Raw genomic sequence first — 12,219 nt, forward strand, 5'->3', positions numbered from 1 at the left:
CTGCGGATCGTGGCTTCCCCCGAAGTTTGGAGATCGATGATGAGGAAATCACTTCTTGCACTGGCTGCCGGGCTCTTGCTCGCTGGGAGCGTCAGTGCGGCCTCCGCCGCCGACAAGCTGAAAGTCGGCTTCGTTTATCTCGGTCCGATTGGAGACCTCGGCTGGACCTATCAGCACGACCTCGGTCGCCAGGCGCTGGTGAAAGAACTGGGCGACAAGATCGAGACCACGTATCTCGAGAACGTGCCCGAAGGCCCGGACTCCGAGCGGGCAATCGAGCAGCTCGTCCGCGCCGGCAACAAACTGATCTTCACCACATCGTTCGGCTACATGGATCCGACGCTGAAGGTCGCCAAGAAATATCCGAACGTGCATTTCGAGCACGCCACCGGCTACAAGCGCAACCCGAACATGTCGACCTACTCGGCGAAATGGTATCAGGGCCGCTACATTCAAGGCCTGATTGCGGCCAAGATGTCGAAGTCGGGCGTGCTCGGCTATATCGGCTCGTTCCCAATTCCGGAGGTCGTCTCCGGCATCAACGCGACGATACTGGCGGCGCAGACCATCAATCCGAACATCAAGGTCAAGATCATCTGGGCCAACACTTGGTTCGACCCAGGCAAGGAGGCCGACGCCGCCAAGGCGCTGATCGACCAGGGTGCCGACGTCATCATGCAGCACACGGATTCGCCCGCCGCCATGCAGATCGCCAGCGAACGTGGCAAGCTGGCCTTCGGCCAGGATTCCGAAATGATCCAGTTCGGGCCAAAGGCTCAGCTGACCTCGATCATCAACAACTGGGGGCCCTACTATATCGAGCGGGTCAAGGCCGAGCTCGCCGGCACCTGGAAGTCCGAGGACACCTGGGGTGGTCTCGACAGCCGCATGTTCGCGATGGCGCCCTACACCAACATGCCTGACGATGTGAAAAAAATGGCTGAGGATGCCCAGGCCGCGATCACCGCGGGCAAGCTGCATCCGTTCAAATGCCCGATCGTTGGGCAGGACGGCAAGCCGGTCGAATGCAAGGGCGGCGGTCACCTGGATGACGGCCAGATCCTCGGCATGAATTTCTACGTGAAAGGCATCGACGACAAGCTGCCAGGCAAGTAGCACGCTTCTTGCATTGACTAAATCACCTGCTCCTCCCGGAGGAGGTTCGGAGGGGGTGGCCAGAAGCACCCGGCACTTGTGGCTGCCCCCTCTTTCTCTATTTCGCCCGGCTATCCAGCCTGCATGGCCCGCGCCGCGGAACTGTGGCGGCGGATGAGGTCTGCCACATCGAGACCCGGGATCGCACCGTCGATCACCGCCCATTTTCCAGCCACCATCACCCGGTCGGCGCGATGCGCCCCGCACAGTACGAGCGCAGCCAGCGGATCGCCGTGGCCGGAGAAGCGCAGCTCGTCGAGCCGGAACAGCGCAAGATCGGCGGCCTTGCCGACGGCGATGTCGCCGAGTTCCGGCCGGCCCACACATGCCGCCGAGCCCTTGGTGGCCCAGCGCAACGCATCCTTGTGGCTGACCTTCGTGACGCCATAACGCGCGCGTTGCAGCAGGAACGCGGCCCGCACCTCCTGCATGAGGTTGGATCCGTCGTTGGAGGCCGAGCCGTCGACACCAATGCCGATCCCGACGCCGGCCTCTTCCATGTCGCACACCGGGCAACAGCCCGACGCGAGCAGCTGGTTGCTGCACGCACAATGGCTGACGGTCGTGCCGGCCTTGCCGAGCCGTCTCATCTCGTCCGGATTGAAGAAGATTCCATGGGCGAGCCAGGTGCGCGCATTGAGCCAACCGCATTGCTCGAGATAGTCGAGCGGACGGCAGCCATACATCTGCTGGCAGAAGCTGTTCTCGTCCTCGGTTTCGGCGAGATGGGTGTGCAGGCGCACGTCGAGCTTGTCGGCGAGATCGGCCGTGGCGCGCATCAGCGACGTCGTCACCGAGAACGGCGAGCATGGCGCGAGCGCAATCTGCACCATCGCATCCGCGCCGCGCTGGTGATGCTTGGCGACCACGCGGGCGCTATCGGCGAGAATGGTGTCCTCGTCCTGCACGACACTGTCGGGCGGCAAGCCGCCGTCGCGCTGTGACAGGTTCATCGAGCCGCGCGTGAGCAGCACGCGCACGCCGAGGCGCTTCGCCACCGCCACCTCGATATCGACGGCGTCTTCGAGTCCGGGCGGGAAGACGTAGTGGTGATCCGTCGTGGTGGTGCAGCCGGAGAGCAACAGCTCGGACATCGCCACGGTGACGCCGAGCTCGAGCGCTTCCGGCGTCAGCTTCGCCCACACCGGATAGAGCGCCTGGAGCCAGGGGAACAGCTCGCGGTCCATCGCGGCCGGCAGCGCCCGCGTCAGCGTCTGGTAGAAGTGATGATGGGTATTGATCAGGCCCGGCAGCACGACGTGTTCGCCCGCATCGAACACTGCGACATCGGCGGTTGCGGGCACACCGCCCGCCGGCACGAGCTCGACGATCCGGCCGTCCTTCACGACAATGCCGCGCTCGGCCCCGTCGGCGAGGATGGCCAGGGGATCCCTGATCCAGGTCGAACTTGCCTCAGTCATGATCCTGCTTCTCCTCGCCCACCCTGACGGCGGACCTGCAAGGCCGAGGACGATTGCGTCCTTGCTTCGACTTGTTGTTGCCACTTGGCTCCCGTCTTGCAACACTTCGCTCGGACCATTCAACCGTCGGAAGCGTTGGCGCAGCCATGGACTTGAATACCATCACAGCCGTCGCCCATCCGCAAACGCGCGCGCAGCTGCCCGTTTGGACGGCAGGTGATGCTTGGCTCGCGGGCGGCACCTGGCTGTTCTCGGAGCCGCAAACGCATCTGACGCGACTGATCGATCTCACCGATCTGAAATGGCCGGCACTTGCGATCACAGAGAGCCACCTCTCGATCGCCGCCACTTGCACCATCGCAGAGCTCGATGGACTCGCCTGCCCCTCTGATTGGCTCGCAGCGCCGCTGATCAACCAGTGCTGCCGGGCCTTCCTTGCCTCGTTCAAGATCTGGAAGACCGCCACCGTCGGCGGCAATCTCTGCATGTCGCTGCCGGCGGGGCCGATGATCTCGCTGACGTCGGCACTCGACGGCGTCTGCACCATCTGGAAGGCCGGCGGCGGTGAACAGAGGCTTCCGGTCACCGAATTCGTCACCGGCAACCAGCGCAATCGCCTGACGCCAGGCGACCTGCTCCGGCAGATCGACATCCCGCTTCCCGCGCTGAAGCGCCGCACGGCCTTCCGCCAGATCTCGCTGGCGCCCGTCGGCCGCTCCGCGGCGCTGCTGATCGGCAGTCTCGAAGCCGATGATACGCTGACACTCACGGTCACCGCGTCGACGGTGCGGCCGATCCAGCTGCGCTTCCGCAAAGCCCCGGACGCAGGCGCGCTGCGCGCCGCGCTCATGCAGGAGATTACCGATGATCTGTACCACACGGACATCCATGGCGCGCCACTCTGGCGCAAGCACATGACGATGCGCCTGGCCGAGGAGATTCGCGGCGAGCTGCTGGGAGCGCCCCCCGCATGAGCCTGGAGGTCAACGGCAAGGCATTTTCCCAGGAGCCGCGCGCCGGCCAGTGCCTGCGCACGTTCCTGCGCGAGCTCGGCCATTTCGGCGTGAAGAAAGGCTGCGATGCCGGCGACTGCGGCGCCTGCACCGTACTGCTGGACGGCGAGCCGGTGCACAGCTGCCTGATCCCGGCGTTCCGGGCCGAGGGCCGCAGCGTGACCACGATCGAAGGCCTTGACGGCGATCACGGCACGCATCCGATGCAGCAGGCCTTCCTCGATGCGCAGGGCTTTCAATGCGGGTTCTGCACCGCCGGCATGATCCTGACCTGCGCCTCGCTGAACCAGGCGCAGCGCACCGATCTCGGCACGGCGCTGAAAGGCAATATCTGCCGCTGCACCGGCTATCGGTCGATCGAGGACGCGATCCTCGGCAAGACCAATGTCGAGGCGAGCGTCGAGGCCGGCGCCGCCTTCGGCCGCAGCCTGCCCGCCCCCGCAGGCCCCGATGTGGTCCGCGGCACGGCACGCTACACCTTCGACACCGCAATCGATGGTCTGCTGCACATCAAGCTGCTGCGCTCGCCGCATGCGCACGCGAGGATCGTCGCGATCGACAAGTCGGACGCGCTGAGCATCCCCGGAGTGCACGCCGTGCTGACGCACGAGGATGCGCCCTCCGTCCTGATCTCGACGGCGCGGCATGAGAAAGACTGGATGGACCCGGAGGATACCCGCGTCCTCGACGAGGTCGTCCGTTTCATCGGCCAGAAGGTTGCCGCCGTCGTCGCCGAGACCGAAGCCGCCGCCGAGGCGGCGTGCCGCAAGCTGAAAGTAAGTTACGAGGTCCTGCCGGCGCTGATCGATCCCGAGCTGGCGATGGCCCCGGGTGCGCCGCTCATTCATCCCGACCGCACCACTGCGAACCGCGTTGCCGATGCCCAGCGCAACCTGGTCGCGGAGACGCATGGCGAGTTCGGCGATGTCGCATCGGCCCTCGCCACATCTGCCGCCACCTATGAGGCCACCTTTCACAGTCACCGTGTGCAGCACGCGGCGCTCGAGACCCATGGCGGTCTCGCCTGGCTCGATGATTCCGGCGTGCTCACCGTCCGCACCTCGACGCAGGTGCCGTTCCTGACCCGGCGTGCGCTGTCGGACATCTTCCAGCTTCCCATGGACAAGGTCCGCGTGTTCTGCGAACGCGTCGGCGGCGGTTTTGGCGGCAAGCAGGAGATGTTCGTCGAGGACATCCTGGCGCTTGCCGCGCTGAAGACCGGGCGGCCGGTCAAGCTGGAGCTGACACGCGAGGAGCAGTTCATCGCGACCTCGACGCGGCATCCGATGCGGATCCACGTCAGGGCTGGCGCGGACAGCGAGGGCAAGCTCACTGCGCTCCAGCTCGACGTGCTCTCCAACACCGGCGCCTACGGCAATCACGCCGGCCCCGTGCTGTTCCACGCGCTGGCGGAGTCCATCGCCGTCTACAATTGCCCGAACAAGCGGGTCGACGGCGTCGCCGTCTACACCAACACCGTGCCGGCGGGCGCGTTTCGCGGCTATGGCCTGCCGCAGGCGCTGATCGCGGTGGAAGCGGCGATTGACGAACTGGCGGGGCAGCTCGGCATCAGTCCCTACGAGATGCGCCGGCGCAACATCGTAAGGCCCGGCGATCCCATGCTCTCGCCGCCGCCCTCCGAATATCACGACGTGCTCTACGGCTCCTACGGGCTCGACCAGTGCCTCGATCTCGTCGAGCGCGCGATGCAGGCCGATTCCCCGCAGCCGGAGCTGTCGCCGGATTGGCTGATCGGCGACGGCATCGCGCTGACCATGATCGACACCGTGCCGCCGGCCGGCCACTTCGCCGATGCGACGATCGCACTCAACGACGACGGAGGCTTCGACCTCACCGTAGGCACGGCCGAGTTCGGCAACGGCACCAGCACCGTGCATCGCCAGATCGCGGCGACCACGCTGGCGACCACCGTCGACAAGATTCGTCTGCGCCAGTCCGACACCGCCCATGGCGGCCACGACACCGGCGCGTATGGCAGCGCCGGCACCTTCGTTGCGGGCAAGGCGACGCATGCGGCCTCCATGCAGCTTGCGAGCGAGCTGAAGGCGGCAGCCGCCGACGCCTGGCTGTGCGATGTGGAGACTTGTGCGCTCGATGCGGACTCCGTCGTCAGCGGCGTCCGCCGCATGCCTTTTACGGAGCTGGCGAAGCTCGCCCGCGAGCGCGGCCGGCCGTCCGCAGGCAGCGGCACGTCCGGCGGCACGCCGCGATCGGTCGGGTTCAACGTGCAGGGCTTTCGCGTCGCGGTGAACAAGGCGACCGGCGAGCTCCGGATTCTCAGGAGCGTGCACGCCGCGGACGCCGGCGTCGTCGCCAATCCCATGCAGTGCCGCGGTCAGGTCGAAGGCGGCGTGGCGCAGGCGCTCGGCGCTGCGCTCTACGAGGAGATGGTGATCGACGCGAGCGGCCGCGTCACCAATCCGAAATTCCGCGACTACCACCTGCCCTCTTTCGCCGACGTGCCGCGCACGGAAGTGTTCTTCGCCGGGACGTCCGACACGATCGGCCCGCTCGGCGCGAAGTCGATGAGCGAGAGCCCCTACAATCCGGTCGCCGCCGCGCTCGGCAACGCGATCGCGGATGCCACCGGCATTCGCTTCACCGCGCCGCCCTTCAAGCCGGACCGGCTGTTTCCGGCGCTCCATGACAAATTCGGCTAGATGCATGTTTCGGGGGATACATCCATGAGCAACGACGTCCATCCCGTCGACGAGGTCCTGCCGGTCCCGCGCCTGCTCGCGCTCGGGCTCCAGCACGTGCTGGTGATGTATGCCGGCGCGGTCGCGGTCCCCCTCATCATCGGCCGCGCGCTGAAGCTGCCGCCGGAGGACGTCGCCTTCCTGATCAGCGCCGACCTGTTCGCCTGCGGACTTGTGACGCTGGTCCAGTGCCTCGGCTTCCCCGGCGTCGGCATCCGCCTGCCCGTGATGATGGGCGTGACCTTTGCTTCGGTTGGCCCGATGCTGTCGATGGCGGCTTCACCGGAAATCGGCCTGCTCGGCATCTACGGCTCCGTGATCGCCGCCGGCCTGTTCGGCATCGTCGTTGCGCCGTTCGTCAGCCGGCTGCTGCCGCTGTTTCCTCCCGTCGTCACCGGCACCATCATTCTCATCATCGGCATCTCCCTGATGCGCGTCGGTATCAACTGGGCCGGCGGCGGCCTGCCGACGCTGACGAAGGTGGTCGACGGCGTTTCCGGCAGCTTTCCCAATCCAGCCTATGGGCAATTGCAGGGGCTCGGCATCTCGCTGTTCGTGCTGCTCTTCATCCTCGGCCTGATCAAATGGGGCAGCGGGTTTCTCGCCAACGTCGCCGTGCTGCTCGGCATCATCGCCGGCGCGGTGCTCGCGAGCATTCTGGGCGTGATGCATTTCGACAAGGTCGCCGCCGCCTCCTGGGGCGCACTCGTGATTCCCTTCCGCTTCGGCATGCCGCAATTCCACCTGGTGCCTGTCATCACCATGTGCATCGTCATGATCGTGGTGATGATCGAATCGCTCGGTATGTTCCTGGCGCTTGGCGAGATCACCGGCAAGGCCGTCGACCGCGAAGCCCTGAGCCGCGGCTTGCGCGCCGACGGGCTCGGCACGCTGCTCGGCGGCATCTTCAACACGTTTCCCTATACCTCGTTTTCGCAGAACGTCGGCCTCGTCTCAGTCACGGCCGTGCGCTCGCGCTGGGTGACGGTGACGGGCGGCTGCATCCTGCTCGTGCTCGGGCTCTTGCCGAAGCTCGCTGCGCTGGTGGAGGCGGTGCCGCTGGTCGTGCTCGGCGGCGCCGGCCTCGTGATGTTCGGCATGGTGGCGGCCACCGGCGCACGCATCCTGGCCTCGGTCGATTTCCGCAACAACCGCTACAATCTGTTCATTGTCGCGATCTCGATCAGCTTTGGACTGATACCGCTCGTTGCTCCCGGTTTTTTCCGCAATCTGCCGCACGATCTGCACCCGCTGCTGGAGTCCGGCATTCTGCTCTGCGCGGTCGTGTCGGTGCTGCTCAATGCCTTCTTCAACGGATTGAGCGGTGGCGCTGCCGCCGAGGCCGACGCGGCGTCAGCCGCCGCATCGGCACAGCATGTCTAAGGCGCGATGCGACTAGGATGAATCGTCATCGCGCTTTGGATTATTGTTTAAGCATCATCTTGTCGGAAAACCGCTACGCACTTTTCCGGATCATGCTCTAGCTGCCGCGATAGGTCGAGTAACTCCAGGGCGTGACCAGCAGCGGCACGTGGTAATGGCTTTCCGGCTCGCTGATCGCAAAGCGCAGCGGGATCTCGTCGAGAAACGGCGGATCGGACAGCGGCACGTTGCGCGCGGCGTAATATTTGGCGACGCTGAAGCGCAGCTCGTAGCGGCCGATCGGCAGCGGACGGCCGCCGATCAGCGGCTGGTCGGTGCGGCCGTCGGCATTAGTCACCGTGCGCGCGATGACGCGATTCTCGCCAAGGCTCGCGAGCTCCACGAGCTCGATCGGGATGCTAGGTGCGGGCTTGCCGATCTGGTTGTCCAGCACATGGGTCGAGAGCCGGCCGTGCACCTTCAGCCTGTCGTCGGCGGCGACCAGCTGGTCGAGCCGCAGCGCCGAGATGCGGCCGATCTCCTCGATCGCACGCCTTATCTCGGTCTTGGCGATGTTGAGCAGCCGCGCCTCGAAGTCGCGCAGCACGGAATCCTTGGTGTGACGGCGCACACAGACGATGTAGGGGAAGCCGAACTTGTCGCGGTAGGCGTTGTTGGCCCGCTCGAACGCGGAATATTCGGCATCCGACAGCCGGTCGAGCCCGGCGCTGTTCTGCTCGTCGGTCGATTCCGCGGTGAGGCCCGCGGCGCGCTGCGTCTTGTTGGCGAGATCGGGATGCGCCCGGATCAGCGCCAGCTGCACGTCAGGCTCGGCACTCTGGATCGCGGCCATCAGCGCGGCGTGCAGCTCGTTGATGCCGGCGAACGGCCGCTTTGCCGCGAGCTGCTCGGCGATCCACGGCGAATATTCGACGACGTTGGCGAGCGCCGCGACGAAGTCGGCCGTGCTTGCAGCGTTGAGATCGGCGAGTGAAATCTGCGACATCATCTCACCCGATCTCGAATGCGTCGGCGGCAAGATGGGCGTGCTTCTCGTGCCAGTGCTGCGCGATCTGAAGCCGCGTCGGCACCCAGACGCGCTCGTGCTTGCCGATATAGTCGAGGAAGCGGATCAAGCCCGCTGCGCGGCCGGGCCGGCCCGCGAGGCGGCAATGCAGACCGACCGACATCATTTTTGGCGCGGTTTCGCCTTCCGCATAGAGCACGTCGAAGGCGTCCTTCAGATAGGTGTAGAACTGCTCGCCCTCGGCAAACCCCTGCGGGTTGATGAACCGCATGTCGTTGGCATCGAGCGTATAGGGAATGATGAGCTGCTTGCCGCTGGCGCCCTTGACCCAATAGGGCAGATCGTCGGCATAGGAGTCGCAGAGATAGAGGAAGCCGCCCTCCTCCATCAAGAGACGGTTGGTGTTGATCGAGGAGCGCCCGGTGTACCAGCCGAGCGGACGTGCGCCGGTCGCCTCGGTATGCACGCGGATGGCCTCGGCGATCTCGGCGCGCTCCTGCGCCTCGGTCATGTCCTTGTGCTCGATCCATTTCAGGCTGTGGCTGGCGATATCCCAGCCCGCCTCCTTCATCGCAGCGACAATCTCGGGATTGCGCTTGAGCGCGGTGGCGACGCCGAACACCGTGGTCGGCCAGCTCCGCTGGTTGAACATCCGCCACAGCCGCCAGAAGCCGGCGCGCGAGCCATATTCGAACATGGATTCGATGTTGGCGTGGCGCTGGCCGGGCCAGGGCTGCGCGCCGAGCACGTCGGACAGGAAGGCTTCCGAGGCGCGGTCGCCGTGCAGGATGTTGTTCTCGCCACCCTCCTCGAAATTGACGACGAACTGCACCGCGACCCGCGCGTCACCAGGCCATTGCGGATGCGGCGGGTTGCGTGCGTAGCCGCGGAGATCGCGCGGGTAGCGGGGCTCGGTCACTCAGACTTCCTCGAAGCGGATCGGCAGCGCGCCCTTCCACAGCACGCTCTTGCCCAGCGTTGCGAGGTTCTCCAGGCCCGAGGTCAGCGTGATGAAATGGTTGCCGGCGAGCTGGCCCATCTTGCTCGCGAAGTGCACGCCGCCATAGGCCAGCAGGATCTCGGTTTCGCTGATGCCGCCGGGATAGAGGATGATCTGGCCGGGGGCGGGATAGCTGGTGTGGTTCTCGTAGCCGACGCCGAAGTCGAGGTCGCCGAGCGGCATCCACACGCCCTCGCCGCTCCAGCGCACATGGATGATGTGGCTTTCGAACGGCAGCGCCTTGCGGAAGGCGGCGACAGTCTTGGGCGCCGCCTGCTCCTCGAAACGGGCATCGAAGGTGAAATCGCCGGCGCGGATAACGAGTTTGCTCATCTCATCTCTCTGGATCGGGGGCGATGCGCCCCCCGGGGAACTTTCAGCAAAAAGCACTCCGTCGGGCTTCGCGCAAGGGGCGCGAGAGGCTCTCGCATGAGTTGGGCACGCCACCCGGCCTGCTCGATCGCCTCAAAACTCGTCCATTGAACCGGATTGCAGGAGGTGAGTCCACCGACGGTTTTGCGGGGCAAAGGGCGCCGGCGCGGATGCGCTGCGTCCGGGGCACGAGAGCTGAGCGTGGTGCTGCGTTCGGAACGACGAAGATGAGGCGATGGTGCGTTCTCCAAGTAACACTGTCATTCCCGGCCTTGTACGCAATCGCGCACTGGAGCGGGGAATCCAGTACGCTGCGGCCTCTCGATTCAATCACTGGCGTCTCGGAGTACTGGATCGCCCGGTCAAGCCGGGCGATGACACCGAATGTGTGGACGCAGACGTGCGTATTCGGCCCCGCAGCGCATTTCGCCCGAGCTTTGCTTGATCTCGCCGCCCTCATAGCCAAGAGGGCGCAGGGAAGGCCTGGTGCCGGCGGCACCCGCGGTCCGCTGCGCTAGAGCACACGCAGGAAGAACCGCACAGCAGCATACAGGTGAAGCCCAACACACGGCCTTCCCTGCGCGATGGTCGGACGGCTTATGCCGCGCTCTCCCGGGAGCCGAGTTCCCTCTGGCCTCCCTCGCTCCCGCGAAAGTCGCCGGCGCCGCGCCGGTTGACGCCAATGCCGCATTCGCCAGAGCTTGACCGTAGCAACGACGGCCAGGACCACACGGTTTTGCCGTACGCGCGGTCCGTTGGCGCCGCAGGGTTCGACGGCGTTGTGCACGTTGCCATCGAAATGCCGGCGCGACGAACCTGACAGCGCCGCTCGTCCGTACGAAGCCTCGGGGCTCACGGAGAGCAATCCGCCCTGCCCTCAGCTCTCGTACACGACGCTGCCGCGTCCACCGCAAGCCCGGCTCGCGACAATGACGACCGCATGATCGCCCCTCGAGATTGAGCCGGGATGGGCGACACATACGATATTTCCGAATTTCGGTAAAGCGGAATATTTTCGCGCGAGCGGGTTGACAGCGCCGCGACACACCTCGGTCCCGTAGCCTGGATGGAGCGCCAGCGTAATCCGGGACAGCGCAAGATGCCGAGCGCGCAGCCCCGGATTACGCTTTCGCTCCATCCGGGCTACGAGAGACGAGATTGAGCTCGTCGAGACCTGGAGCGCTCAGTACGGTGCGTAACGATAGCCCGGATCGTAGTAGTAGCCGGAACCGCCGTAGTAACCAGGGCCGCCGTAGTAACGCGGGCCATAGCCATAATAATAGCGGTTTTCATAATATTCGCGGCGGCGGCTCTCGGCGATCGCGCCTCCGATCAGACCTGCGGCCATGCCCATGAAGGCGAGACCCGCGGCATTCGGCCCGCGTCGATAGTAACGCCGCCGGTGCGAGCTGAAATCGGTGACGTCGGAGGCAGCCTGGCCGGCAACGACCGCCTTGACAGCCGACTTGGCGTCCGGGCTCCCGGCCGACGCCGCTGCAGACGGGGATGCGGAAGCCGCAATCAGGGCGAGGCCAGCGAGCGCGACCACGATCGTGTTGCGGCCGGCTGCGGAAATCACGGGTCCAATACTCATGTTCGAATTTCCTCTGTTCTCGCCCAAACAAACATAAGCAAACGATCTATAATCCGCAAACCACTGAAATGGTTTCATGATCGCGGCGATCTGCCACGCTTTGAACGATTGTAAATCCCGAACCATCAGACCCAGCTTGAACCAGCCAACCTGAGCGGTTAATGAACAGCCGCGCCGTTTTCGGCCGCCGTAAGCGTTTACGTGAACCAACGCATCAACCGACGCCGTCGGGATCGATGCCATTTTCCGGGTTCAACCCAGGTTCAACGTGATCGACGCGTCCTTTCGTAGAGAAACCAGATGATCGTGGTTCGCAAACTGCCGGCGCGCTATGCGCCGATCGTGATGCCATTCGTGCTGTCCACCCTCATGACGGCGGTGGTATCGGTCATTTCGACGCTGCGGAGCCTGGGGGCAACGCCGGCGTTCCTGGCGACCTGGCCGGGCGCCTGGGGACTGTCCTGGCTCGTCGCCTTCCCGATCCTGCTCCTGGTGCTGCCGCTGGTCCGCCGGATCGTGGCCTGGCTCGTCGAGGCGCCACCCGGCCGGTAACCT

General features: G+C 65.3%; 10 protein-coding genes. 5 read left to right on the forward strand and 5 right to left on the reverse strand.

Annotated features, from left to right (window positions below; genetic code table 11):
• Positions 1-39 precede the first annotated feature (39 nt).
• Entirely contained in the window at positions 40-1,116 is a 1,077-nt protein-coding gene (locus I6F20_RS20755) for a BMP family ABC transporter substrate-binding protein (RefSeq protein WP_192893407.1), read from the forward strand.
• A gap of 110 nt (positions 1,117-1,226) precedes the next feature.
• On the opposite strand, the gene I6F20_RS20760 is transcribed toward I6F20_RS20755, so the two are convergent.
• On the reverse strand, positions 1,227-2,576 hold the full coding sequence (locus I6F20_RS20760) for an 8-oxoguanine deaminase (protein ID WP_225127633.1): 1,350 nt from the start codon (positions 2,574-2,576) through the stop codon (positions 1,227-1,229).
• Between the two features lie 146 nt (positions 2,577-2,722).
• Here I6F20_RS20760 and I6F20_RS20765 point away from each other — a divergent pair, with 146 nt between their 5' ends.
• From I6F20_RS20765 to I6F20_RS20775, 3 genes are read left to right on the forward strand one after another with little or no spacing between them, the layout of a single operon-like run.
• On the forward strand, positions 2,723-3,550 hold the full coding sequence (locus tag I6F20_RS20765; protein WP_225127634.1) for an FAD binding domain-containing protein: 828 nt from the start codon (positions 2,723-2,725) through the stop codon (positions 3,548-3,550).
• Complete coding sequence (locus tag I6F20_RS20770) at positions 3,547-6,270, forward strand: molybdopterin-dependent oxidoreductase (protein ID WP_225127635.1); 2,724 nt, start codon at positions 3,547-3,549, stop codon at positions 6,268-6,270. The genes I6F20_RS20765 and I6F20_RS20770 overlap by 4 nt, the downstream gene beginning before the upstream one ends.
• Before the next feature lie 24 nt (positions 6,271-6,294).
• Positions 6,295-7,692, forward strand: coding sequence for a nucleobase:cation symporter-2 family protein (locus I6F20_RS20775; RefSeq protein WP_225127636.1), 1,398 nt, complete (start codon positions 6,295-6,297; stop codon positions 7,690-7,692).
• A 97-nt stretch (positions 7,693-7,789) separates the two neighbouring features.
• Here the strand turns inward: I6F20_RS20775 and uraD are convergent, their stop codons facing one another.
• From uraD to I6F20_RS38390, 4 genes are all read right to left on the reverse strand, one after another.
• Positions 7,790-8,677: a 2-oxo-4-hydroxy-4-carboxy-5-ureidoimidazoline decarboxylase gene (uraD, locus tag I6F20_RS20780; protein ID WP_057028791.1), complete on the reverse strand. Its 888-nt coding sequence runs from the start codon at positions 8,675-8,677 to the stop codon at positions 7,790-7,792.
• A 4-nt stretch (positions 8,678-8,681) separates the two neighbouring features.
• Positions 8,682-9,617, reverse strand: a complete 936-nt coding sequence (puuE, locus tag I6F20_RS20785; protein ID WP_225127637.1) for an allantoinase PuuE — start codon at positions 9,615-9,617, stop codon at positions 8,682-8,684.
• Positions 9,618-10,031 carry a DUF3830 family protein gene (locus tag I6F20_RS20790; RefSeq protein WP_036045261.1) on the reverse strand — a complete coding sequence of 138 codons (414 nt, stop codon included), beginning with the start codon at positions 10,029-10,031 and terminating at the stop codon, positions 9,618-9,620.
• Between the two features lie 1,222 nt (positions 10,032-11,253).
• Complete coding sequence (locus tag I6F20_RS38390; RefSeq protein ID WP_518513064.1) at positions 11,254-11,907, reverse strand: hypothetical protein; 654 nt, start codon at positions 11,905-11,907, stop codon at positions 11,254-11,256.
• Between the two features lie 57 nt (positions 11,908-11,964).
• Between I6F20_RS38390 and I6F20_RS20800 the strand changes: the two genes are divergently transcribed.
• Positions 11,965-12,216, forward strand: a complete 252-nt coding sequence (locus tag I6F20_RS20800; RefSeq protein WP_057026603.1) for a DUF2798 domain-containing protein — start codon at positions 11,965-11,967, stop codon at positions 12,214-12,216.
• The last annotated feature ends 3 nt before the right edge of the window (positions 12,217-12,219 follow it).

This window comes from Bradyrhizobium sp. IC3123 (assembly GCF_020193625.1).
In the GTDB taxonomy this organism is placed as follows: Bacteria; Pseudomonadota; Alphaproteobacteria; order Rhizobiales; family Xanthobacteraceae; genus Bradyrhizobium; species Bradyrhizobium yuanmingense.